Genomic DNA, 25,875 nt, shown 5'->3' with positions numbered 1-25,875 from the left:
CTTGAGCAGCGAACTGACTCTCAGCTTAACTGTCTCTATCTAACTGTCTTTCAAATGGAATCGCTGGAGGCCATGGTTTGGAACGGTTGGCAATCGATCGACTCCTGATTATCTCCTGGTCAAGGTTTCAGCCATACTGCCCATGACTAGGACGGTGGGGCATGGACGCGGGTTAGCGGCTTTGCGTTAGGGTTTGGAGCGGCGCGATCGGACACTCCAAGGCAAATCTCCCGATGCAGGCCTGGCCCAAACCAGGCACACTGAACAGGGAATGTATCCATTGCACAAACACCGTTGGGCAATCCTAGTTGAGCAGTAGCAAGAGCAGTTCTGAACGATGGTAACCCTGCAAGACGCACAACAGCAGATGGGAGCAGTATTGGATCCCGCCGTGGCCGAGGGGCAAGTGCCCGCCCATTTCGGCAACGATTCAGCGGCGATCGCGGCGGTCACTGCGGGAGTGGCCCTGGTGGATCGATCGCACTGGGCCCTGTTGCAATTAACGGGGGACGATCGATCCTTGTTTTTGCACAACCAAAGCACCGCCAATATCAAAACTCTGCAACCGGGTCAGGGTTGCCAAACCGTCTTGGTGACCTCCACCGCCCGCACCCTGGACTTGGCCACAGTGGCCGTGACGGCGGAAGCACTGGATTTATTGGTGTCGCCGGGGATGGGGCCGACCCTGTTTCGCTGGCTCGATCGCTACATCTTTCCCGCCGATCGGGTCGCCCTCGCGGATATCAGCGGTCAATTCGCGATTTTCAGCCTTGTGGGGCCCCAAAGCGCCCTTTGTTTGCAACAGTTGGGGGCAGCCCTTGAGGAACTTTCAGCCCTGGAACCCTTTGCCCACCAGACCATGATCCTGGCTCAGGATGTGACTGTGCGGGTGCAACGGGGCAGCGGTCTGGCCACCGATGGCTATACCCTTTGGGTAACCAACGATCGAGCCGGTGACCTGTGGCAGGCGATCGCCCAAGCGGGAGCCGTTCCCCTGGGCGAACAGGCCTGGGAACAGTTGCGGATCACCGAAGGGCGGCCGGCGGTGGGCCATGAGTTGACGGAAGACTACAACCCCCTGGAAGCAGGGCTATGGACAGCCATATCCTTTAACAAAGGCTGCTACATCGGCCAGGAAACGATCGCCCGCCTGAACACCTACAACGGCGTGAAGTTGAACCTTTGGGGATTTCGATTGCCTCGGGTGATCGAAACCCCCTGTCCGATTTTGCAAGCGGATCAAAAAGTGGGAACCCTCACCAGTTGTGTGGCCACCGAAAACGGGGCGATCGGGCTGGGCTATTTGCGCACCAAAGTGGGCGGCGCAGGCTTAAGCGTCATGATTGACCATTGCCCCACCGACGCGATCGACCTGCCCTTCATTACGCGCGAGCTGGCCAACACCATCGACCATTAGCGATCGTTAAACTGCAATCATTGCCACTACTGGCGGGCGATCGGCCCCAAGTAGCGCTGGAGATAAGGGGAAAAGACCTCAAAAATCAGCGTGAGGGGCTGATTTCGATGCCAAAACAGGTAATGTCGCCCCCAAAGCGGCCCCGACTCTCCAAATGCGGCCTCTAGGGCCGCCGATCGCCCATAACAAATTCCCCGCACATCGCGGTACAGCTCCGTGCGCAACCGAGCCAGACTGGCCCAAATGGGCAGCGATCGGTTTTGCAAATACTCATCCACATGGCTGGCTTCCCACCAAGACGTGGCATAGGCCAACCGCTGGCCGGAAGCCGTCCGTAACCAAACCTGGCGACGCAACCGCGGCCCCGGAACCATTTCGATCGCCTCCGGGGCCCCATCCCCCGCCGGCCCCACCACCGACATATCAATCACATCCACCTCGGTTGGTTCTCCCGTCAGCAATTGCAGGTGGCGAGTGGGTGACCCATCTCCCAACAACAACATTTGCCAAGGGGGAGCCAAAAAATGGTGAGGTAAGCCCTGCTGCACAACGGTTTCATCCCCTTGCCAGGTGGGTTTCAGCCGATGCCAATCCCCATGGGATCCCAGCTCGATCGAGGGGCGATCGACGGGGGGTTGAGGTGCAGATAAATCCGCTTGTCGATCAGTAACGCTAGCAGTCAAGGTCTTTGCATTTCTTAACTTTTCTCGATCCTAACACTCACCCCAAGAAAAGGGACTGGAGCATCACCCTCGTGATGCGGCTTTCAGCATTCCCCCTGGAATTTAAGAACGCGGCGGGTCTCGATCGATTTGAGAGTCCCGTGCATCCTGTCGAGAGCCTGAGTCGTAATCCTTGAGTCGCAATCTTGAGCCACCACTCTGACCCTAGGACTATGAAAAACCGGATCACTGAAAATCAATGATCCGGTCACAGGTTATGAGCTGAGGACGCTCAAGCCAGGTTTCAAAATGCTCTGGATGAAGTCCAATCTGGAATTCAATGCGGATGGCGGGACTCGAACCCGCAAGGCAAAGCCACACGCCCCTCAAACGTGCGCGTATACCAATTCCGCCACATCCGCAGGTGATTCACTGATGATGCTGGTGTGAGTTTTTGGGGGTATTGCTGAACCCAACCGAGGATGTTGGGGGCAAATAATCGTTACCCGTCAAACCAGCCGTAGCAGTATAGCATTCTTCGATCGTTTTGTTGAGCCTTGTCTCAGGATTAATGCACATCGGAAATGCACATTGGGATGCGACTTGAGAGGGTGCGCTAGCCAGGATCGAAGATTCAGCCAAGGCCTGAGCAGGTATTAAACGAGATTTAAGAGGATCACCGCGATCGGCCCGATTTCCCCAGACTCCGCCGCCCGATCGCCCGCAGGCCACCCACGATGATAGGATTGGCTACCGCGCCCCACCTGCGATCGTACGACAATGCGCTTTTCAAAAGTCCTGATTGCCAACCGTGGAGAAATCGCCGTTCGGGTAATCCGAGCCTGCGAAGAACTGGGAATTTCCACCGTGGCTGTTCACTCCACTGCCGATCGACAAGCCCTGCACGTGCAGCTTGCCGATGAAGCCGTTTGCATCGGCGACGCAGCCAGCAGCAAAAGCTATCTGAACATTCCCAACATCATCGCCGCCGCTCTGACCCACAACGCCACGGCCATTCACCCGGGCTACGGTTTTTTGGCAGAAAACGCAAAATTTGTCGAGATTTGTAACGATCACCAAATTGCCTTCATTGGCCCCTCGCCGGCCGCCATTCGGGCCATGGGTGACAAGTCCACCGCCAAGGAAACCATGCAACGGGCCGGCGTGCCCACGGTTCCCGGCAGCGAAGGACTGGTGCAAAACGAAGAAGCGGCCCTGGAGCTGGCCAATGAGATTGGCTATCCCGTGATGATTAAGGCCACGGCGGGCGGTGGCGGTCGCGGAATGCGTTTGGTGCGCAGCGCCGAAGAGTTGCCCAAGCTGTTCCAAGCGGCCCAAGGGGAAGCGGAAGCGGCCTTTGGCAATCCGGGCCTCTACATTGAGAAATTCATTGAACGGCCGCGGCATATTGAGTTCCAAATTTTGGCCGACAGCCATGGCAACGTGATCCACCTGGGTGAGCGGGATTGTTCAATTCAGCGCCGCCACCAAAAGCTCCTGGAAGAAGCGCCTAGCCCTGTGTTGAATCCGGAATTACGGGAAAAAATGGGCAGCGCGGCCGTGGCGGCGGCCAAGTCGATCGACTATGTGGGCGCAGGAACGGTGGAGTTTCTGGTGGATCGATCGGGCAATTTCTATTTTATGGAAATGAACACCCGCATTCAGGTTGAACATCCAGTCACGGAAATGGTTTGCGGCCTGGATTTGATCGCTGAACAATTGCGGATTGCCCAAGGGGAGAAGCTACGCCTCACCCAAGATCAGGTGCAGTTGCGCGGCCATGCGATCGAATGTCGAATTAATGCGGAAGATCCCGATCAAAATTTCCGCCCTTGTCCCGGTCGAATTGGAGCCTATTTGCCGCCGGGTGGCCCGGGGGTGCGGATCGATTCCCACGTTTATCCCGATTATGAAATTCCGGCCTACTACGATTCTTTGATTGGCAAATTGATTGTTTGGGGCCCCGATCGCTCCAGTGCGATCGCCCGGATGAAGCGGGCCCTGCGCGAATGTGCCATCACCGGGGTGAACACCACGATCGGTTTTCACCAAAAAATTATGGAATCGCCAGAATTTATTGGTGGCGAAGTTTATACCAATTTTGTTGAAGAGTGGATGAGCAAAAATAAAAAGCGCTAATCAAGCGCTAGGGCCTGTCGTCATTTCCTGAGATCAGACAACAACGGTTGATTTTCCATGCCCCAATCGTCGTAACAAGGGGCTTGAGCATCTTGTCCCCCACGATCTGCCAACAGTGGAATTAGGGTTTCAGGCGATTTGACGACACGCCCTAATCCTAACCCCTGAATTGCTGACCACCTTCCTAACCTGTTTCGGAGTCAACCATGGGCGACCATTGGATGGATTGGGCCACGGTGATTGGCTATGTGGGATTCACGCTATTCATCATGTGGCAAATTTTTAGCCGATCCAAATAGACCTGCTAAATAGACCTGCTAATTGCGGGGTTGGGACAGGAAAGTTAGTACAGGAGAGATTGCTGGCTCCGCTGGGCAAATTTTTCCTAGCGATCGGGCAAGGACGAACTGGCGTGCCGCAATCCCCAGCTCACCGCCAGGGCCAAAGGAATAGAAAGGGGTGTGATCCAGTCGCCCCAACGGACGTAGGGCGTTTGCCGGGTGCGGCGATAGATTTCGGTGGTGTGCAGTTCGTAGGTGTTGGGGCGCGATCGCCAGTGGGTGACTCCATGGGGATCGATGAAGGCGGAATAACCGGTGTTGGCGGCGCGGGCCACCCATCGATCGGTTTCGATCGCCCGCATCACATCCTGGGCGTGGTGTTGGGCAAACATCGTGGGCCGGTAATGGGCGTTGTTGGCTGCCGAAAGGATGAATTGCCCACCGCTGGCCGCCTGCGATCGCGCCAATTCCGCATGGGCTGAGTCATAGCAAATTAGGGCGATCGCCTGGCCAAAGGGAGTGTTGAGGCGCTGGTTGGGCTGGCCGAGGGCCAACTTGGTGTCTAACGGCGATAGGCGATCGATGAAGCCGCCGATCACAGACTCGAAGGGAATATATTCCCCCAGGGGCACGAGGCGCACTTTGTCATAGCGACCTACGGCTTTTCCGGTGCGATCGAGGGAAATGAGGCTGTTAGTGAGGCGATCGGGTTGTTGGAGATCGGGCGCAAATAAACCCAACCACACGGGCACAGCCCGATCGAGCACTGCCGACAGGAATTCATTGCGCCGATCGCGGGTGGCTTCCGCCGTCCAGACCATTGGCAAGGCCGTTTCGGGAATTAGCACGCCGTCAACGCCCGCCGCCGCCAGGGTTTCATAGCCCCGTTGATAGCCCGTGAGGGCCCTGCGCCAACCTTCGGAGCCAAATTTCAGATCGTTGGGAATGTTGCCTTGGATCACCCCGATCGTCAGGGCCGCAGCGGGGCGATCGGCTAGGGGTTGGGCAGCCAAAGCGGCCCCCAAGCCATGGCCCAACAGCAATAGTGCGATCGCTCCGGCCCACCAACGCCGCCGATGGGTCAACCAACCTTCTGCCCAAGCTCCATTCACCCCCACAATCACCGCCGTTACCAAGGCGGGGCCCGACAGTTGGCCCAAGTGCAAAATCGCCAAGTTGTGAGGCGCTTGGGTCAGGCCCAATCCCGTCCAAGCCAAGGGAGATTGGTTCCAGAGCCATTCCGTCACCAACCACAGGGCCAGGCCCAGCGCCCAGCGTCCGCCAGCCGATCGCCCCGCCAATCTGCGGTGTAGCAGCCCAAACCCCACTGCCCAGCAGGCGACCTGCGATCCGGCCCAACCGGCCGCCACCAACCAGCACACTAGAGCGATCGTGAGGCTGGTGGCCCAGGACACTCCCAACCACATCATGGGATGTAGGCCCGTGAGCCAAAACACCGCCACGAGGTTGTAGCCCAAACCCCAAAGCCAGCCCAAACCAAGTCGATCGCGCCAATTGAGCGTTGGGTTAGCCAGCAACCACCACAGCGGAGCGATCGCCACCCAGGGGAGCGGCCACCAGCCCACCGGTTCCGGCCCCAGCCCCATCGCCACCCCAGCTCCCAAGGCCAGGGCCGATCGCTGCCAACGACTCCATAGCGATCGCCTTGGCCCTGGCTCGCCGGCAGTGGGTGCAACGCCGCTGACCCAACGACTCAAAAAATCCGTGCCTTGCCCCCCGGTTTTGCGACCAAACACGCCCTAACGCCCCTGCTCAATCGCCGGTTTAGGGGGTTCGGGGGCGGGTTCAGCGCTGGGGCTGAAGGCTGGGCCCACCCAAGCCAGGGCGATCGCCCCCAGCACCACCCACTGGGTCGCTTGCAGGAGCCGATCAGGCGATCGGGGGGCCGTTGAAGGGGGGGAGTTGGGGGGCAAATCCGGTTGCATAGTCCGTTTTGAGATTACTTTCGGAATTATTTTTCAGGTTCAATCAACCACGGGTTCAATCAACCACGGGTTCAATCAACCACGGGTTTAATCAACCACGGGTTTAATCAACCAAACGTTGAACCAGAATCAGTGTGACATCATCATCGGTGCGCTGGGCAATTCGATCGGACTCCAAAAACGCCCGCAGCCGATCGATCACGACGGCCAGGTCTTCGCTTTGGGCTAAAAACCGAAACAGAGGCTGAAAAAACGGCTGAAAAGGCGATTGATCGGGTTCCTGTAAGGCCAGACGCTGCAAACCATCGGAAAATAGCGCGAGAGACTGCCAATCACCAAGCCAAGTGACCAACTGAGGCGATCGGGCGGCCCCTGGTTCCTGCAAAAATCGAGTTTCGTTGGCAAATTCTCCCTGTTCCGGCTGCGTGAGGGTTTGCCAATTACCCTGGGCATCTTGAATCACCACCGCCCCATCACCGATTTGGGCGATCGCCAATCCCGTGGGTAGGGCCACCGCCACCACCAACGTACAAGCTAGCTCTCGCAGGGCTAAATCCCGATCGCGCGCCGCCCGATCGACCGCCCACCGCGCCGCCCGCACCACCGCCCGCAACAACGGCAACCAATCCGCCACCGATCGGGGCGATCGCCGCCGCTGCCAACGGGGCAACAGCGTTAAAACCGTTTCTACCGCCACCTGGGCCCCCAAATCGGAGGCACTGGCCGATCCGGCCCCATCAGCCACCACCGCAAATCCTGCCCGATCGCCCAAGGCCCAACCGCTGGCATCTTGGCAAGGTTCCGCCGCCCGCCGATGCCGACTACCCGCCACCGACAGGGCGATCGATGCCATCCGCATCGATTCCAGTTGCACTTCCAGTTGCAGCGCTGCAACTTCCTGACCAGTGACGCTCAATCCTAACTCCTGTCTACACAAACCAGCGGCAACTCAATCATAAAGGTTGTGCCCACCCCCAACTGGGACTCCAACCACAATCGACCGCCATGCTTTTCTTCAATTACTTGTCGAGCCAGGGTTAAGCCCAAGCCGGTTCCTTTGCCCACCAATTTGGTCGTAAATAAATGCTCAAAAATCTGGCTTTGTAGCTCCTCAGCAATGCCGCGTCCATTGTCTTGAATGGCTAGACGAACCGATTTTTGATCCGCCGAGAGAGCAGTGGTGATGGTGATTTGGGGCGGATGTTCGCTGAGTTCTTGAAAGTTATGATCTTGACAAGCTTCATCCAGTTCATCGATCGCGTTCGCCAGCAAATTCATAAATACCTGATTCAATTGACCGGCAAAACATTCTACTTCGGGCACATCACCATAATTTTTAACCACCTGAATGGCCGGCCGATGATCATGGGATTTCAAGCGATGTTTAAGCAATAAAATAGTGCTGTCCAGTCCATCTTGCAAATCAAAACTAACGGGATATTCACTATCCAATCGCGAGAAGGTTCTTAGGCTATCACTAATCGTTTTAATGCGATCAATTCCCTGATTCATCGACTCCAAAAGCTTGGGCAAGTCCTGGCGAATAAATTCTAAATCCACCTCTTCAATGAGTTGTTGCACCTGCTGATGGGGATCGGGATGATGTTCCGCATAGGCATTCAACAGGGCAAACAGATCCTCCAGATGCTCCAATGCAGGGCGAATATTGCCCTTTAAAAACCCCAAAGGATTATTAATTTCATGGGCCACCCCGGCGACCAAATTCCCCAGGGCCGACATTTTTTCACTTTGCACCAGTTGAATTTGGGCCTGCTGAAGCTGTTTTACCACCTGTTCGAGGGTCGTGGACTTTTCTAAAAGCTGAGCTTCGGATTCTTGCAAGCGTCGTTCGGCCATCACTCGATCGGTCACATCTTGGGCGATCGAATAAATGGATAACATCCGGCCTTCGTCGTCAAAAACCGGTGTGTTAATCCATTCACAGATAATGACACTGCCGTTTTTGCAAATATTTTCGTTCTGACAAACGATCGTTTTTCGTTCCTGTAAAAGGGCCTCCATCAGCGGTTTAATTTCTATTTGTACGGCTGGCGACACGATGCGGCTAACCGGTTGCAGGTAAATTTCTTCCGCAGCGTAGCCAAAAATTTCTTCAGCAGCCGGGTTCCAACTGATCACACAGAAATCTTGGTTCCATTCAATCAGCGCTAAAGGAGTTTGCTGAATCAGGAAACTGAGTTTTTCAGTGATTCCAAGAAACTGGTTTGACATGACAGTCAGTTGTTGAATGGAAAGACAATTAGCAATCTCGCTTAGTGGATGTCTGAAAAGCATCTTGGATTCTTTGCCAAGCACCAATCATCACGAAGGCAAGGGGCTTAAGCCCCTTGTTTGCGATGACACCTGAAAGGAGTAGCTATGGCTTTTCAGACATCTACTTAGGGATAACTCTTAGAGGATGTTTGAAAAGTATCTTTTGGCCTGTGCCAAACACCAATGGTTGTGGGAGCAAGGGGCTTAAGCCCCTTGTCTACGTCGATCACTGGAGCGGACAGAGTAGCAATTTTGGCTTTTCAGACATCCTCTTAGCAAGCTACCCAAACACTAAACATCAAACAATCAGCCTAGGGCAGACCACAATTATGAATATCTGCATCGGATTGGATATTTATGAGGAGCGCCAAAAGATTAGAAATTTAAATTTGAGCTGCAAAATGTGCAAATAGCGCCAAGTCTTCTTCAATGTTAACGGATGATCTGAATGGCCGCCGTAAATTTGTGATGTTTGTAGTTAAAGTTTCGATAATGCATCATCACAAATTAATCCCCTGCCTTAGCTGCCGATCAGTGGTGCGTTAAAGTTCTGAATTAATTTTGCTCAATTTTTCGCCAAAAATCAGCAGGGATGCGATTAGCACGCAATCTCGACTTCATTCGGGTCAGGGCGCATTCATTCGCCATGAAGATTCATCTAAGGCGATCGCCCGTTCCAGCGGTTCTAGGGCCTGTCGTCATTTCCTGGAACCTAGTAAAAACGGTTGATCTTGCATACCCTAACCGCCCTAAACAAGGGGCTTAAGCCCCTTACTCCCCACGATCGGTTAACGGCAGATCGTGGGTTTCGTGCTCAACGACGACCCCCCTAAACCGATTTTGCCTAGACCGATCGCGATTGGCGATAGAACTGCACCCGATCGCGCAGGGTGTTGGCCGGGGTTTCTTGGCTCCAATGTTCCACCAAAGCATGGCCCAAGGCCCAGGCTTCCTGCTCCGGCGGTTGTTCGTTGTCGGTCACTAACGGCCACAGGGACAGCCAATCTAAATTGTGCGATCGCGCTTCGCCGTCCAAGCTGGCTGTTGGTTGCAACAGGCTAAACAGGTCGTAGGCCAGTTGCAGTTTGCCAACCACCAAGGGCAATTGCTCGATCGGGATGCGCTCGGCCAGCAGATAGGCCAAGGTTGGAGAGCCGGTCATCACCCGCGAAATCAGTTGCAGAACAGGGCTTTTGAGAAACAGGGCCAGCCCTTGGGCGGTGGACATTTGGAACACATATTTATCAATGATGCAAGCGGCGGCCGTGGCGCGGGCCTCCCGATCGCGCAGAAAGCGGGCCAGGCGCAGTTCCTGGGCTGGGCCGATCGCCTCTAGCAAAGCGAGGGAGAGGGTTTCCAGCCCCCAGGGCCCCCGTTCCCCCAACACCACGGGCAAGAATTGATCGCAATGGGCCCCCAGTAACTCAGCGCGATATTGCACAGCTTCTCGAATCGACTGCTCCTTGGGTCGATCGCCTCCCAGCCAGTCGTAGGGCGGTTGCCACTCTCGCAGGGGCCGCAAGCGATCCACCTGGGAAATGACCCCAATCACCGGGGCTGTTACCCCAGCGGCCTGCAAATCCCGCAAACAGTCCAAATCCATTTGTAGCGCCGGATCCAGCGCTGGAGTCACCAGCAAGATCAAGTCTGCGGCCCGAGCGGCCGCCCGGGCCTGCTCTCCGGCCGTTGGGTTGCCCGCCTGTTCGTAGCCCGGTGAGTCCCATAGCCGCAACTGATCGCCCGTAGCGGCCACCCACTCATAGCTCACCACCCGATCGGTGTTGGGTAGCACATCCGTTTCCGCCAACTCCGCCGCAAACAGCCCATTCACCAAACTACTTTTGCCAGCTCCCGTTCGCCCCAACAGCAACACATTCACCACGGCGGTGGCGATCGCCTCTTCCGGTTCCGCTTGGGCAATCAAGGCTTGCAGAGTTTCGGTTTGGGCCTGGGGAATGGGTGAGGCGATCGGGGCGAAATTCTCCGGCGGCAACCCGGCCCCGCCGTACAGGGCGATCGCCTGGCGCGCCAAATTCCGCAACGCCGCTTCCCGCAACACTTGCCCCAAATTCGCCAACAGGGCGCGATCGGCCCGAGTGCTGGAGCCTTGGGTGATCGTTCGAGCCACCGCCGCCACCGGATTCAAAAACCACTGGGCCCACTGCCAAGCCCGAAACGCCTTGCGCATGGAAGGCTCCAGCTTTTGATACAGCGTATAGGTCTCATAGGCTTGGCCCACGGTCACCTGGCCCAAAACCGGCTCCAGTTGCTGCATCCAGCGATCCAAATCATCCACCGTCCCCCGCATCAACCGATAGGCTTGGGGCACATAGATACTGAGCAAGGGATAGCTGGACTCCGGGTAATAGGCCCGAGCCACCGCCGTTGTTAAGCTCAAACAGCGCTGCCAAAACTGATCCCAATTTTCCCAAGGGGCCGGGTCGTTTTGGGAAGCTTGCAACAGTTCCGTCAAGGCCACTTCCGCCCGCGCCAACGCACCTTCATTCACCGGCACAGCAGCCCGATCGCCCCGCTGTTCCCAATCCGCCAACCCCGCCGAGGCGATCGCCGCTTCCACTTGTCCCACCATGGATTTTGTCCAGTGCACCAGCAACCAGCGCCAGCCCACCAGCACCAGCGTAAACAGCCCCCAAATCCAACTTAAGCCCCAAGCGTGCAACTGGGAGCCGGCCGCCCACAGCACCACTCCCACCATCACCACCAACGGCAGCGCCAACACCACCCACTGCCACCGCGCCAGTCGCACCATTGCCGCCAACTCCCAAGGCTACGGCTCCCATTCTAGAAACCACCAGGGGCGATCGACCAAGCTTTTTTATCATTAGTGAGAAAGGGCTACGAAATTATCACCCCACGGCAATCGTTAATTGTTCGATCGGGAAAAGCGATCGGGGCGATCGGTTGACCAAACAGCAAGATCAGGAGATCGTCATAGCCCTAAAAATATTGAGATTGGCATCTCACAGAGAGAAATTGCTAAGCTAGATGCCTTGATTGCTTGACGATTCAATCAATTAGGAACCCCAAAACGCCTAATTACGGCTAAATAACGGATCAACTCATATGCCCGCACTGAAAACCTCTTCAACGAATTCTTCTCCTGAAATTCCTGGATATGGAATCATTGAGCAGATTCATCATGGGTCACGCACATCCGTTTATCGCGCCGTGCAGCACAGCAATCAGCAAATCGTTATCTTAAAAGTCCTACATTCAAACTATCCCACCTTTGGTGAATTAATTCAGTTTCAAAATCAATACACAATCACTCAAAATCTTGACGTTTCAGGAATTGTGAAACCCCTGGGCCTAAAGCCCATTGGCAATAGCTATACCCTGGTCATGGAAGACTGTGGTAGCATCTCTCTCCAGCAATATTGTCGGCAACAACGACTCAAGCTGATTGATGTGCTAACAATTGCTCTGAAAATGACTACCATCCTTCAAGAGCTGCACCAACAACGAGTTATTCATAAAGATGTTAAACCTGCCAATATTCTTATTCATCCCCAATCGAAAGAAATCAAATTAATTGACTTTAGCATCGCCTCTTTACTACCCAAAGAGACACAAGAAATCCAGAATCCAAACGTCCTCGAAGGAACCCTTGCTTATCTGGCACCAGAGCAAACTGGGCGGATGAATCGAGGCATCGACTACCGCGCCGACTTCTACGCCTTGGGCGTGACGTTGTATCAACTCCTCAGTGGCCAACTACCATTTGAATCCGATGATCCAATGGAGTTGGTGCATTGCCATATCGCTAAAGTACCTGTGCCCGTTGAACAAATCAATCCAGCGATTCCAAAGACCGTAGGGGCGATTGTTGCTAAGTTAATGGCCAAAAATGCGGAAGATCGCTATCAAAGTGCCCTAGGCCTAAAACATGATTTGCAACAATGTTTAACCCAATGGCAGGAAACAGGTGCTGTCACTGATTTTGAATTGGGTCAGCGGGATTTGAGCGATCGCTTCCTGATTCCCGAAAAACTCTATGGCCGCGAAACCGAGGTTCAAGCATTGCTGAATGCCTTCGATCGCGTTTCTCAGGGCACCTCAGAACTCATGCTGGTGGCTGGATTTTCTGGAATTGGCAAAACTGCTGTAGTGAACGAAGTTCACAAGCCAATTACCCAGCAAAAGGGCTATTTCATTAAGGGAAAATTTGACCAATTCAATCGTAATATTCCCCTGCTGGCATTTGTACAAGCCTTACGCGACTTGATGGGGCAGCTTTTATCAGAATCCGATGCGCAATTGGCCCAATGGAAGATCAAGATTCTCGAAGCAGTCGGTAACAATGGTCAAGTTCTGATTGATTTAATTCCTGAGCTGGAACAGATCATTGGATTGCAACCCCCTGCCCCCGAGCTTTCTGGCGAAGCCGCCCAAAATCGCTTTAACCGTCTATTTCAAAACTTCATTCGAGTTTTTGCTAAGCCAGAGCATCCCCTTGTCATTTTTATCGATGACCTGCAATGGGCTGACTCCACTTCTTTGAGTGTGATGCAAAACTTGTTGACGGAAGCTTGCTCTCATGCTCAGTGTCTTTTGGTTTTGGGAGCCTATCGAGATAATGAAGTGCTTCCTGGTCATCCCTTTTTAATCACTGTTAAGGCCTTAGAAAGTGCCCATATTCCCCTGGAAACCCTCATTCTCGGCCCCTTGAGTGCGGAGAGCCTAAACCAGTTAATTGCTGATACTTTCCGAGCCACCAGCAGCAAAGTACAGCCCTTAACCCATCTGGTTATGCAAAAGACCCAGGGCAATCCATTCTTTGCGACCCAATTCCTCAAAGCGCTACACCAAGATCATCTCATTACCTTCGATCGGGAAGCGGGTCACTGGCAATGCGACTTAGTGCAGGTACAAGATGCGGCCCTAACCGATGATGTGGTGGAGTTCATGGCCTTGCAATTGCAGAAATTACCCAGAGCTACACAAGAGCAGCTTAAATTTGCAGCCTGTGTCGGGGCCAGATTTGACCTCAAAACCTTGGCAATTGTGTCAGAACAGAGCGAAATTCAAGCGGCTTCAGCCCTATGGTCAGCGCTGCAAGAGGGGTTGATTTTGCCGGAGGGCAAAATTTATAAGTTCTATGCGGATCGCGATTCATCCCAGGTCGATCAATCTTGGGGTGAAGAGATTTCTGGGCAAATTCAGTACCGCTTTTTTCATGATCGGGTGCAACAGGCCGCCTACTCACTGATTCCTGAAGATCAAAAACAGGTCACTCACCTGAAGATGGGTCAGTTACTCCAAAGCCGTTTGTCGGCAGCCGAGCGCGAGGAAAAACTGTTTGATATTGTCGGCCATTTGAACCTAGGGCATCGATTATTAAGTCAGCAACATGAGCGGGAGTCTTTGATTCGCCTCAATCTTGCCGCAATCGAAAAGGCTAAAAAGGCAACCGCTTACGGTGTGGCTCAAGATCTCGTAACGATCGGGCTGGAATTACTTTCAGAAGAACCGTGGCAAAACCAGTATGAGTTGAGCTTAAGACTTCATCAGATGGCTGCTGATGTGGCCTGTTTAAAGACCGATTTTGAGGAAGCAATCACCCAAGTTCAACAGGTTTTAGATCAGGCCCAGACGGTCTTGGATAAAGTGCCCGTTTACATGGTGAAAATCAGGGTTTTGACGGCTCAGGATCGGTTAGCAGAGACGCTCGCCGTTGCGGCCCAAGCCGTCACTCAATTAGGGGTCGAGTTTCCCTCAGAGATCACATCAAACATCAGCGCCCAAGCTGTGCAAAGGGCAGAGATCGAGTTAGAAGGGAAAGTGATTGAGAATTTGATCAACTTGCCCGTCATGGACGACCCAACCATCATTGCTGCCATGGAATTGTTGGGAATGATCATGCCAGCGGTATTTCTTGCCAACCCCACATTGCTGCCCTTTGTTTGCGCCAAAATTGTGAGTCTGTCGCTCCAGTTTGGCAATGCGCCTGTTTCAAGTGTTGGCTATGCCACCTACGGCTTGGTTTTAGCCACGGGATTGGGTCAGGTCGATCGGGGTTATCGCCTGGGGAAAATGGCCTTAGCTTTAATCGATCGGCTCAATACAAAAGCATATAAGTGCCTGGCCATTCTTTTCTTTTCTGCCTGTGTCCAGCATCAGAAAGAGTCAATGACTGCCATGGCTGATCTGCTCAAGCAGGGATATTTAGCCGGAGTGGAAGCGGGTGATTTTTTGTATGTAGGCTATTGTCTAGCCCACTATTTTTACGCTCATTTCTATGCGGGGAAAGAACTAACTGCCCTCCAAACAGAAGTTAATCAATTTCGTTCTGCTATTGCTTCCCTCAAGCAAGATAGTGCCCTGGCATACTTGCAAATGACGAATGAATTCTTTGATCGCTTGCTCGTAACACACCACCAGCCTACTCTCTTGATTGGCGATAGTTACGACGAGACGAAGGTTTTTCCACGGCATCTTCAAAATCAGCAATTGACAGATCTTGGAATTGCTTACGCCTACAAGCTGATCTTGGCCTACTTGTTTGGTGACCATAGCCTTGCTTTTGAATACCTCAATGAAGTTAAGAAATATTTAGATAACATCGTCGGAATGCTGCATATTCCCGCCATTCATTTCTATGGGGGATTAACGTATCTAGCGGTGGCTGCCGGTAAGCCTGAAGATGAGCAATTAGAACTACTTGCTTTGGCGGAACAGCACTACGCTAGCCTATCTGCTTGGGCAGACAATGCTCCAATGAATTACCAGCATAAGCTGGATCTCCTGGCAGCAGAAAAACATCGGTTTTTGGGCAATGTCTTGGAGGCTATTAACAGCTATGAGCAGGCCATTGCGGGTGCTAAAGCCAATGGCTTCATGCAAGAAGAAGCTTTAGCCAACGAATTGGCAGCTAAATTCTATCTCGATTGGGGTAAGGAAAAAATCGCCGCCAGTTATATGCAGGAAGCCTACTATGGCTATGCTCGCTGGGGGGCAAAGGCCAAAGTTATTGATTTAGAGCAGCGCTACGCCCAATTACTGCAACCGATTCTGCAAGCGGCTAATCAACCCTTCGCCCTTTTAGAAACCCTAGCGACGATCGCAAATCCTGCTGATTCACCACGCGCCACTCCGCATGGAAGTTCTAGCGGCAGCATTAACCAAATGCTTGATTTTACTGCCCTGCTACAGGTCTCTCAAAATCTGGTCAGCACGATCGCCCTGGATGAATTGCTACAAACCCTAGCTCAGACGATGTTGAAAAACTCGGGAGCCGATCGATGCGCCTTAATCCTTTGGGAGGACGATCGATGGCAAGTGAGAGTGATGGCCAATCCAGAGCAGGTGACACTTCAATCAACACCCTTAGACGATAATCCCAACATTCCGATCAGGCTCATTCAATATGTGAAGAACTTGGCGATGACGGTTGTGATCAATGACCTTGATACCGATTTACCTGTAATTGGTGATTATCTAAACTGCTATCAGCCCAAGAGTGCCTTGTGTTTGCCGATTCTCAATCAGGGTAATCTGCGGGCTATTTTATACCTGGAAAATCGATCAACTAGTGGCGTGTTTACCAGCGATCGGATCACTATTCTGAAGTTTCTTTGCAGCCAAGCCGCTATTTCCCTGGAAAATGCTCGGCTTTATCAACAGGCTCAAACCTATGCTCAACAGTTGGAACAGTCCCAATTGCAAATGGTGCAGAGCGAGAAAATGGCTTCTCTCGGAAACCTAGTAGCGGGGGTGGCCCATGAAGTTAACAACCCGATCGGCTTCCTCAATGGCAGCATTAACAATGGAAAGGATCACGTCAAAGACCTACTAGAACATTTGTCCCTGTATCAGCAGCATTATCCCAATCCCGCTGTTCCAATTCAGGATCATGCTGAAGATATCGACTTGGAATATATTTGCGAAGATCTACCTCAGTTGCTCAAGTCAATGCAAGGGGCAACCGATCGAATTAAATCGATTAGCACCAGCCTTCGCATTTTCTCTCGTGCCGATACGGAATATAAGGTGAGTGCAAATCTGCATGAGGGCATTGACAGCACGGTGCTGATTTTGAAATACCGACTCAAGGCAAATCCGTTTCGTCCGGCGATCGAGATCAAGACGCATTATGGAAACATCCCGGAAGTGGAGTGTTTTCCCGGACAGATTAACCAGGTGTTTATGAATATCCTGGCCAATGCGATCGATGTGTTTGATGAAATGGTGCAAGATCGATCGTTTAAGGAATTGGAAGCGCATCCCCAAATCATCACGATCAGTACAACGGTTGTTGATGATCAAGTGCGGATTTCCATTCGGGATAACGGCAAGGGCATCAGCGAGGAGGTGCAAGCCAAAATTTTTGACCATTTGTTCACCACGAAAGGGGTGGGTAAAGGTACGGGGTTAGGGCTAACGATCGCCCGCCAAATTGTCGAGAAAAAACATGGCGGCAGTTTGACAGTTCAGTCAGAATTAGGACAAGGAACTGAATTTTTGATTCAACTGCCGATTAAAGGCTAGATCAGGCTGCGAAACATTGCTCAACGGCAATCATTCGATCGGGAAAGGCGATCGGGGCGATCGTTTTGCCAGGTTGCAGGATCAGCCGGTACAAACTGGAATAATCCTGAACCTCTAACAGTTGGGCTTAAAGCATTATCTCTAGTCCTCATCATCACAGCGTTTTAAGGTTATTGAACCATCATTCATTTCATAAGCGTTCTTGCCAGTAGGTAATCGCTACCTGAATTAAGGATTTCAAGGTTTGTCCAGCAGCAATCACTTCTTGATAGCGACTATAGGCAATTTGAGCTTCTACATCTCCTGATTCTGCAATACTTCCAATCCATTGAACCATTTGCTCGAAAGACAGTCCTCCATTGAAATTCATCGTTCCTACCCAGTATATATTCGTAAATTTTGTTTTGTCTTCATCGAGAAAAACCAGAAACAATCTCAATCTGTCCTTTGAAAAACAGTTCTTGTCTGGGAGTTTAAGAAGCAATAAGCCTCCAGAGCCTCTTTTGGATTTAATATGTAATTCAGCACATATTTTTGACTTGGTGTTACCATACATCAAGACACCCCTTTCTTGAATTTCTTTCATTCTAGGATCAGATAAAAGTAAGAATTCTCTGATGTAAAGCAAATTTGCAATACTATTTTCCGGACAATTTTTATTCATCAATTTAATTAGTGCTTTTGAAGGCGGTTCAATAGTTAATTCTCCCTTTTTAGTCCAAGCTGCAATCGGAATTTTCTTATCCAATGCTTTTAGATTCCAATAAAAAGTTTCATTTTCTAAAAGAACAGAAAATTCGAGTAACTCAAATTGCAATCTGTGATATTTGCAATCTAATTCATTAAATGGGTGAACACTGGGTAAGATGCCAATCAATCGAACCTTTTTGAACTTCGAGAATTCAGAAAGCGAATCATTGGAGTTGACAACCAAATCAAAATAGCGAGTTAATTGTTGAACAACATGTCGATCTTCTATATTTTTAAGCTCAACAATAGCCAGATTTTGTTCTTCATCCACGGCTAGGATGTCAATAAATTGTTCTCCCAAGGAAAACTGCCGCTTGATGGGTGTCAGCCCTAGGGCTGTCTGAAGGTTTTCCCAAACAAAATTTTCCAATTCAGATTCATTGACAAAGCACCACTGACCATTTGCCTGTATAAGTTGATAACGAATCATTTGTCTATCACCAAACAGAAGCCATTTATCCTTGCTGGATTATAAGGTTTTGGATCTATGCGATCGCTCTGTTTACAACTGCTGAATCATGACCATCTCGATCAGTTGGTAGCGATCGACCAGCTCGCCCTGGGCGGCCTGTGGAGCGCCGATACCTATGCCCGCGAACTCGACAGCCCCAATAGTGATTTGCTCGGGGCGATCGATCCGCAGGGACAACTGATCGGGTTTGGTTGTGCTTGGGCCATTGTTGACGAGTGCCACATCACGGCGATCGCCCTGCGACCGGAATTTCAGCGGCAGGGCTTGGGCCAGACCTTGCTGTGGGGTCTGTTGAGCTTGGCGCGGCAACGGGAAATGAAACGCGCCACCCTGGAAGTGCGGCCGAGCAACCGAGCGGCCCTGTCGCTTTACGGAAAATTTGGCTTCCAAGAGGCCGGCCGTCGCAAACGCTACTACGCCGATGGCGAAGATGCGGCGATCCTGTGGTTAGGCAGGTTGGATTGGCCCCAGTTTACCCAACAGCTCGATCGCACCGCTGCTGACCTGAGCGATCGACTGGCGCAACATCAATGGCAGTGGTGGGGAGAGATTGTGCCCCCAGCCGCCGGGGTCGGCAGCCCCCCAAGCCATGCGCTAGATTAAAAACCTATCTTTCAATCCTGCCCAACAGGTTCACCCAATTTTTGGGATTCACCCCAGTCCGCTGGCTCAATGGGGGTCTGCCAAATTCTGGCTAGCGCTTGAGCTGACCCATGTTTCACTCCCGATCGGGCCGTTTTGCCGCTGGCCCTTGCCATCAGCAATCCCAAGACCCGATTTTCAACCCAAACGTTCTTTAAAAATCCTCAAAGCATTCATCCATCCATCCCCCAGGATCGCCCAAAAGGCTTGATCCCCCCTTACCCCATCAGGGGACAAAATCCCCCGAAAGCTAATGGCAATTTCTCGAGTTCTTGAGCTTGCCAAGGGGAAGGCGATCGAGTTGGGGAAACCGCCCGATCGCCCCCCAATTGCCGGCCAGGTCAGCCCCAAACTGCCCAAACCGCGCGTGTTAAAATCAGATTTGCCAGCACTTCGCAGGTGATAGGGAACCGCCAATGTTTGAACGCTTCACTGAGAAAGCCATTAAGGTGATCATGCTCGCCCAAGAAGAGGCCCGCCGCCTGGGTCATAACTTCGTGGGCACCGAGCAAATCCTTCTCGGACTCATTGGCGAAGGCACTGGTGTAGCCGCCAAAGTCCTGAAATCCATGGGTGTCAACCTCAAGGACGCTCGGATTGAGGTCGAAAAAATTATCGGTCGCGGCTCCGGTTTCGTGGCTGTGGAAATTCCCTTCACGCCCCGTGCCAAGCGGGTTCTGGAACTGTCGCTCGAAGAGGCCCGCCAACTGGGCCACAACTACATCGGCACAGAGCACCTGCTGCTGGGCCTGATCCGCGAAGGAGAGGGGGTCGCGGCCCGAGTGCTGGAAAATCTGGGCGTTGACCTGTCGAAGGTGCGCACCCAAGTGATTCGGATGTTGGGCGAAACGGCGGAAGTGACCGCTGGCGGCTCCCAAGGCCGCACCAAGACCCCGACGCTGGATGAGTTTGGGGCCAACCTGACCCAACAGGCCGCTGAAGGCAAGTTGGATCCGGTGGTGGGTCGCCAGAAGGAAATTGAGCGGGTGATTCAGATTTTGGGTCGCCGCACCAAAAACAACCCGGTGCTGATCGGGGAGCCGGGCGTGGGTAAAACCGCGATCGCCGAAGGATTGGCCCAACGGATTGCCAATGGCGATGTGCCGGACATCCTGGAAGACAAACGGGTCGTGACGCTGGATATCGGTCTGTTGGTGGCCGGTACCAAGTATCGCGGGGAGTTTGAAGAGCGGCTGAAGAAGATCATGGATGAGATTCGCCAGGCCGGAAACGTGATCCTGGTGATCGATGAAGTCCATACCCTGATTGGGGCTGGGGCCGCCGAAGGGGCGATCGATGCCGCCAACATACTGAAGCCAGCCCTCGCACGGGGCGAATTGCAGTGCATTGGCGCAACGACCTTGGATGAGTACCGCAAACACATCGAGCGGGATGCGGCCCTGGAGCGGCGCTTCCAGCCGGTGATGGTGGGCGAGCCGACCGTGGACGAAACGATCGAGATCCTGCGCGGTTTGCGGGAACGCTATGAGCAACACCACAAGCTGAAGATCTCCGATGCGGCCCTGGATGCGGCGGCTAAGCTGTCCGATCGCTACATCAGCGATCGCTACTTGCCCGACAAGGCGATCGACTTGATCGACGAAGCCGGATCGCGGGTGCGCTTGCTGAATTCCCAACTGCCCCCGGCCGCCAAGGAATTAGATAAGGAGCTGCGGGAAGTCCTCAAGCAAAAGGACGAAGCCGTGCGATCGCAGGACTTTGACAAGGCCGGCGAGCTGCGCGACAAGGAAATGGAAATCAAGCAGCAAATCCGCAACATCGCCCAAACCAAGAAGTCGGAAGAGCGCACCGACGACCCCTTGCAGCCGATCGTTGACGAGGAAGACATCGCCCACATCGTCGCTTCTTGGACGGGTGTGCCGGTGAACAAGCTCACCGAGTCCGAATCCGAAAAGCTGCTGCACATGGAAGACGTGTTGCACCAGCGGCTGATCGGCCAAGACGAAGCGGTGAAAGCCGTGTCCCGTGCCATTCGTCGGGCCCGCGTCGGTCTGAAGAACCCCAACCGCCCGATCGCCAGCTTCATCTTCTCTGGCCCCACCGGGGTTGGGAAAACCGAGCTGACCAAGGCCTTGGCGGCCTATTTCTTCGGCTCCGAAGAAGCGATGATCCGCCTCGACATGTCGGAATACATGGAGCGGCACACGGTCTCGAAACTGATCGGTTCGCCTCCGGGCTACGTGGGCTACAACGAAGGCGGCCAACTGACCGAAGCCGTGCGTCGTCGCCCTTACACCGTGGTGCTGTTCGACGAAATCGAAAAGGCCCACCCCGATGTGTTCAACATGCTGCTGCAAATCTTGGAAGATGGTCGCCTGACCGATGCCAAGGGCCGCACGGTGGACTTCAAGAACACCCTGATCATCCTCACCTCGAACATCGGTTCTAAGGTGATCGAAAAGGGTGGCGGCGGTCTGGGCTTCGAGTTTGGCGAAGACCAAGCCGAGTCTCAGTACAACCGGATCAAGTCCTTGGTGAATGAGGAGCTGAAGAACTACTTCCGCCCCGAGTTCCTGAACCGTCTCGACGAGATCATCGTCTTCCGCCAACTGAGCAAGGACGAGGTGAAGGAAATCGCCGAAATCCTGCTCAAGGAAGTGTTTGCCCGCTTGACCGAGCGCGGCATCACCCTGGCGGTAACCGACAAATTCCGCGAACGCCTAATCGAAGAGGGCTTCAACCCCAGCTACGGGGCGCGGCCACTGCGTCGGGCAATTATGCGCCTGCTGGAAGATGTGCTGGCGGAGGAAATCCTCTCCGGCCGGATCAAGGATGGCGACACAGCGACGATCGACCTGGACGAAGACCGCAACGTGAAGGTGGACGTGACGGCCGGTGCGCCGCCCGCTGAAACCCGCGAGCTGGTGGGTCAAGGGGCCGAGTAACTCTGAACCAAGCGGAACCAAAACACGAAACGCGATCGGCTCGATCGCGATCAGGTTTAGTTCAGCTCAGTTCCAGCCCTTGATGGGGATGCACTAGTGCTTATTTGTGAAAGGGTGGCCTCAACGGGTCGCCCTTTTACGGTTTTTGCTGGCATTGGCTGGGGCCAGTTCTGGATGCTGATTGGCTGAATACACTCAGGGATCACCGCTTATCAATGTGGCGGCATCGATCGCACTGACCACAGCGCCAGTTAGCCGACTTGGGCGATAACCCCAACGCTTGCAACAAAAAGCGCCACCGACAACCCCGATCGCTCCCGTAGCGCCGCATAGGCAGGTCAACCGATCGCCCCGTGCGGGCTTGGTGGGCGATCGCCGCTGACCACTGCCCCGACCATTGGTAGTGGAACGGATCGCGCCAGTCCAGTTGACCGAGGGCATGGAGCCAACTGAGGGCGATCGCCCCTTCAGCAAATCGATCGGCAATTTCAGCGATCGCGCCTTCCTGGGGCAAATGCCGGGCCACAAGACTCAAATTTTGGATTTGTTGGCGGGTTTGCTGCTGAAAGTAGCGATCGAGCCGCCGATCGGTGCTGTCCAGCCAGCCGGTGGGTTCACTAATCAATAGCAAAATATCGGCCGGCTGCCCATCTCGGCCGGCGCGACCAATTTCCTGCACATATTCCGCCGGAATCAGCGGCCGATGCCAATGCACAATCCAGCGCACATCGGGGCGATCGATCCCCATGCCAAAGGCGCTGGTGCAGACCAAAAAGGGCAACTCACCCTTGACCCACTGGGCTTCCAGGCGGCGGCGATCGGGCGGTGGCAACCCGGCATGATAGGCGGCTGTCTGGTGGCCCCGATCGCGCAAATCCTGGGCCAGATCTTCGCAAGTTTGGCGGCTGCGGGCAAAAACCAGGCCCCCTTGGCCGGGGCGATCGCGCAACCAACGCTGCAAGTGCCACTGACGCTGGGCAGGAACCCAACAGCGCTGCACCTGTAATCGCAGGTTGGCCCGATAGGGGGATTGCTCAAACCGGGCTGGGTTCCGCAACCCCAAAACTTGGGCAATGATGGCGCGATCGGTGGGGGTGGCAGTGGCCGTGAACGCGGCGATCGGGATTGGCTTTTGGGCCGCTGCTTCCAGGGTCTGGCGGGCAATCCCTAACCGGCGATAGGCGGGCCGAAAGGTTTCGCCCCACTGGGCCAAGCAATGGGCCTCATCGATCGCCAGGCCCTGAATTTGGGGAGCCAACCGCAACAACCGTGACCAAACTCGCTGGCTGAAAAGGGTTTCGGGCGACAGATACAGCAATCGCAATTGGCCCCGCTCCAAGCGATCGAGCACCGCTTTTTGTTCCGATCGAGGCACTTCGCTATGCAGGGTGGCGGCCGGCAATCCCTTGGCCCGCAGGTCTGCTACTTGCCGATCCATCAGCGACACCAAGGGCGACACCACCACAGTCAAGCCTGATCGCAACAGGGCCGGCAATTGAAAGCACAAAGATTTACCAGTTCCCGTGGGCAACAGGGCCCACAGATCCCGCCCTTGCAAAATGGTTTGAATAATGTCGCCCTGGGGGCCGCGAAATCCGTCGTAGCCCCACAGGGTTTGAAAGAGCGATCGCGCCCGTTGCCACTCATCCATCCCGATCGCGCCTCTGCCCCGAATGCCGCGCCGTTCGTCAATGGCCTAAACCGAAGCCAGGGGGCGATCGGCCGGTTGGGGATCAACTTTGCTGCACACCTCGTAGAAATTCGTGACCGGCGGCTTCAGGAAAAGGTGAGCCATTTTGGCAAAAATTGCCTCGCAAGCTTCATTGCGATTGGCATCCATATCATCAATGTTGTCCCAAAAGATCACCGCAATGCCGCGATCGCTGTTGGTCTCTTGCAGCAAATAAGCCCCTTCAAAACCCTGTTTGTAGGTGGAAACTGCCGCTTCAAACAGTTGTTGAGCCTCGGCAAATTTGCCCGGCCGAAATTCCCCGATCGCCACGTAGGCATATTGATGCTTCAGGAAGTCTAGAAATTCGCTCATAATGTTCGTCGAGTCCTAACGGTGCTTGCTTAAGGCCAGCCTAACTCGATCCCCTGGCGTAACTTGAAAAAGCCGATCAAACATCACTGACTTGTAGCGAATTGCAATGCTTTGCAACCTCTCAGCTTGCTAACTTTACGAAGCAATAATCAAAGCGATACTAAAGGTAATAGTAAGCCAGTTGAACGAATCAACTTTCGACCAGATTTTTTCTTGTTAACTCAGTTAATTCGGCTAACTGGGTTAACTCGGTTAACGACGCGATCGGGTGACTGCCCAAAGTCCCAAAAATCCCAAACCCACGCCGCCCACACCCAACCAAACCAGTTCCCCAGAATGCCATGGGGTCTCGGTGGTCGTTTCAGCAGCGGCCACTGGTGAGGCGATCGCAGCGGACACGGGCGAGGGAGTCGAACTAGCGGCGGGGGCTGCGCCGGCCAGCACGGTGGTTTCGTATCGAAACTCAAAAGGTTGGAAGTCGCCCGGTTGTTTCGGCTGGCCTTTCAGCACCAAATCATAGGCCCCCGCTGCCGGGAACATGGTGGTTGCGCCGGGCATGTTTTGAAACCCTTCGGCGGCCTTGGGTGTGAGGGGCGGTTGCCAGGGTTGGGGGGCTGTCGGACTCTGCAAGCGGGGGCTGATGGTCAGTTGGCAGTTGCAGCGATCGAGGGGGATCGTTGCGCCGCCTTTGCGCGTGAGGCTAAACCAAATGGTGGCCGGTTCGCCCGATCGGGGATTGTGGTCGGGTTCCAAGTGAAACAGGGCCGCCACATCGGCTCCCACCTTCACCTGGTGGGCCCCCGAAGGCCAGGCCAGGCCAAACCCCAGCCCGATCGCCCCCAAGCCAACGCTCATCCAGCCTGTTGCTCGGTTCATGCGGCTTGCCCCAGATAGGCTTCCAAAACCCTTGGATCCGCTTGGATCATGTCCGGGGATCCATCCGCTAAATTTTGACCATCCGCCAAAACCCACACCCGATCGCACAGGGACATAATCACATCCATGTTGTGTTCCACAATCAGGAAGGTCAGTCCTTCCCGATTCCAGGTTTGGATTCGATCGCAGATTTGCTCAATCAGGGCTGGGTTCACACCGGCTGCTGGCTCATCGAGCAACACCAACTTGGGTTGCACCATCAGGGCCCGCCCCATTTCCAGCAATTTGCGCTGCCCACCGGACAAAGAACCGGCATATTCCCGCGCCATGTGGGCCAGGCCGATCGCCTCCAGCAGCTCCATGGCTCGCAATTCCAATTCCCGCTGCTGGCAACGGATGCGGCTGCTTTGGGTCCAAACTTCCCAAAATTTTTCGCCCCGTTGATCTTGGGCTGCCAAGATCATGTTCTCTAAAACCGATAGCCGGGAGAGCACCCGCGCCACCTGAAAGGTTCGCACCATCCCCCGGCGGGCAATTTGGTGGGGCGACAGGTTGTGAATGGGTTGCCCATCCAAAAACACTTCACCGCTATCGGAGGGAATGAAGTTAGAAAGCAGGTTAAAGAGGGTGGTTTTGCCTGCTCCGTTCGGGCCAATCAGGCCGGTAATACTGCCCGATCGCACCTCAATGTTGGCTCCCTTCACGGCTTTCAGGCCCCCAAAGCTTTTGCAAAGTTGCTTGGCTTGCAGCAGGGGCCGAGCAGGCAGGGTTTCGGTCATTTGGGGCCGATCGCTGGTGGAAGGGGTCATGGCAATGGGCGACTCAAGGGGCAACGGGCCCCACGGGGCCCCACAAACACGGGACTGGCGGGATTCGAACCCGCGACCTAGCGCTTAGGAGGCGCTTGCTCTATCCATCTGAGCCACAGCCCCAAATCCAAATTTCAGACCGATTATAG

The 25,875-nt window shown here is 54.0% G+C and carries 16 protein-coding genes and 2 tRNA genes; 5 read left to right on the top strand and 13 right to left on the bottom strand.

Features of this window, described 5'->3' with window-relative positions:
• Positions 1-337: 337 nt before the first annotated feature.
• Positions 338-1,417 carry a CAF17-like 4Fe-4S cluster assembly/insertion protein YgfZ gene (gene ygfZ, locus AC2IAX_RS15025; protein WP_494388196.1) on the top strand — a complete coding sequence of 360 codons (1,080 nt, stop codon included), beginning with the start codon at positions 338-340 and terminating at the stop codon, positions 1,415-1,417.
• Positions 1,418-1,443: 26 nt separating this feature from the next.
• Here ygfZ and AC2IAX_RS15020 read toward each other — a convergent pair whose 3' ends face one another.
• A complete protein-coding gene (locus AC2IAX_RS15020) occupies positions 1,444-2,031 on the bottom strand; it encodes a chorismate lyase (RefSeq protein ID WP_393015353.1) in 588 nt (195 codons plus the stop codon).
• Between the two features lie 389 nt (positions 2,032-2,420).
• A tRNA-Leu gene (locus AC2IAX_RS15015) sits at positions 2,421-2,501 on the bottom strand.
• Between the two features lie 358 nt (positions 2,502-2,859).
• Between AC2IAX_RS15015 and accC the strand changes: the two genes are divergently transcribed.
• Positions 2,860-4,218 carry an acetyl-CoA carboxylase biotin carboxylase subunit gene (accC, locus tag AC2IAX_RS15010; RefSeq protein ID WP_393015270.1) on the top strand — a complete coding sequence of 453 codons (1,359 nt, stop codon included), beginning with the start codon at positions 2,860-2,862 and terminating at the stop codon, positions 4,216-4,218.
• Positions 4,219-4,603: 385 nt separating this feature from the next.
• On the opposite strand, the gene lnt is transcribed toward accC, so the two are convergent.
• The 5 genes from lnt to AC2IAX_RS14985 form a co-directional block, all read right to left on the bottom strand.
• Positions 4,604-6,256, bottom strand: a complete 1,653-nt coding sequence (gene lnt / locus AC2IAX_RS15005; protein WP_494388195.1) for an apolipoprotein N-acyltransferase — start codon at positions 6,254-6,256, stop codon at positions 4,604-4,606.
• Between the two features lie 3 nt (positions 6,257-6,259).
• Positions 6,260-6,433, bottom strand: coding sequence for a hypothetical protein (locus AC2IAX_RS15000; protein WP_494388194.1), 174 nt, complete (start codon positions 6,431-6,433; stop codon positions 6,260-6,262).
• Positions 6,434-6,548: 115 nt separating this feature from the next.
• The gene (locus AC2IAX_RS14995) at positions 6,549-7,361 is read right to left on the bottom strand and encodes a PP2C family serine/threonine-protein phosphatase (RefSeq protein ID WP_494388193.1); all 813 of its coding nucleotides are present in this window, start codon (positions 7,359-7,361) and stop codon (positions 6,549-6,551) included.
• A 2-nt stretch (positions 7,362-7,363) separates the two neighbouring features.
• Positions 7,364-8,677, bottom strand: coding sequence for a PAS domain-containing sensor histidine kinase (locus AC2IAX_RS14990; RefSeq protein ID WP_494388192.1), 1,314 nt, complete (start codon positions 8,675-8,677; stop codon positions 7,364-7,366).
• An 886-nt stretch (positions 8,678-9,563) separates the two neighbouring features.
• Positions 9,564-11,489 carry a GTPase family protein gene (locus tag AC2IAX_RS14985; RefSeq protein ID WP_494388191.1) on the bottom strand — a complete coding sequence of 642 codons (1,926 nt, stop codon included), beginning with the start codon at positions 11,487-11,489 and terminating at the stop codon, positions 9,564-9,566.
• 314 nt (positions 11,490-11,803) lie between these two features.
• On the opposite strand from AC2IAX_RS14985, the gene AC2IAX_RS14980 reads away from it, so the two are divergent.
• Positions 11,804-17,227: a trifunctional serine/threonine-protein kinase/ATP-binding protein/sensor histidine kinase gene (locus AC2IAX_RS14980; RefSeq protein ID WP_494388190.1), complete on the top strand. Its 5,424-nt coding sequence runs from the start codon at positions 11,804-11,806 to the stop codon at positions 17,225-17,227.
• 190 nt (positions 17,228-17,417) lie between these two features.
• Here AC2IAX_RS14980 and AC2IAX_RS14975 read toward each other — a convergent pair whose 3' ends face one another.
• Positions 17,418-18,407: an endonuclease NucS domain-containing protein gene (locus tag AC2IAX_RS14975; RefSeq protein WP_494388189.1), complete on the bottom strand. Its 990-nt coding sequence runs from the start codon at positions 18,405-18,407 to the stop codon at positions 17,418-17,420.
• A gap of 57 nt (positions 18,408-18,464) precedes the next feature.
• Here AC2IAX_RS14975 and rimI point away from each other — a divergent pair, with 57 nt between their 5' ends.
• Both rimI and AC2IAX_RS14965 read left to right on the top strand, forming a co-directional pair.
• Complete coding sequence (gene rimI, locus AC2IAX_RS14970) at positions 18,465-19,052, top strand: ribosomal protein S18-alanine N-acetyltransferase (RefSeq protein WP_494388188.1); 588 nt, start codon at positions 18,465-18,467, stop codon at positions 19,050-19,052.
• Positions 19,053-19,507: 455 nt separating this feature from the next.
• On the top strand, positions 19,508-21,997 hold the full coding sequence (locus AC2IAX_RS14965) for an ATP-dependent Clp protease ATP-binding subunit (RefSeq protein ID WP_494388187.1): 2,490 nt from the start codon (positions 19,508-19,510) through the stop codon (positions 21,995-21,997).
• Positions 21,998-22,199: 202 nt separating this feature from the next.
• Here AC2IAX_RS14965 and AC2IAX_RS14960 read toward each other — a convergent pair whose 3' ends face one another.
• The 5 genes from AC2IAX_RS14960 to AC2IAX_RS14940 all read right to left on the bottom strand — a co-directional run bounded on the left by AC2IAX_RS14960 (position 22,200) and on the right by AC2IAX_RS14940 (position 25,849).
• On the bottom strand, positions 22,200-23,648 hold the full coding sequence (locus AC2IAX_RS14960; protein WP_494388186.1) for a RecQ family ATP-dependent DNA helicase: 1,449 nt from the start codon (positions 23,646-23,648) through the stop codon (positions 22,200-22,202).
• 45 nt (positions 23,649-23,693) lie between these two features.
• The gene (locus tag AC2IAX_RS14955) at positions 23,694-24,041 is read right to left on the bottom strand and encodes an antibiotic biosynthesis monooxygenase (protein WP_494388185.1); all 348 of its coding nucleotides are present in this window, start codon (positions 24,039-24,041) and stop codon (positions 23,694-23,696) included.
• A gap of 252 nt (positions 24,042-24,293) precedes the next feature.
• Positions 24,294-24,917 (bottom strand): hypothetical protein, encoded by a 624-nt coding sequence (locus tag AC2IAX_RS14950; protein ID WP_494388184.1) that lies wholly within the window; start codon positions 24,915-24,917, stop codon positions 24,294-24,296.
• Positions 24,914-25,726: an ABC transporter ATP-binding protein gene (locus AC2IAX_RS14945; protein WP_494388183.1), complete on the bottom strand. Its 813-nt coding sequence runs from the start codon at positions 25,724-25,726 to the stop codon at positions 24,914-24,916. The genes AC2IAX_RS14950 and AC2IAX_RS14945 overlap by 4 nt, the downstream gene beginning before the upstream one ends.
• Before the next feature lie 49 nt (positions 25,727-25,775).
• Positions 25,776-25,849 (bottom strand) — tRNA-Arg (locus AC2IAX_RS14940).
• Positions 25,850-25,875: the final 26 nt, after the last annotated feature.

The organism is Limnothrix sp. HT2024 (assembly GCF_059138625.1).
The sequence above is the reverse complement of the archived record's forward strand: the minus strand, read 5'-3'. Positions and strand labels throughout refer to the sequence as shown.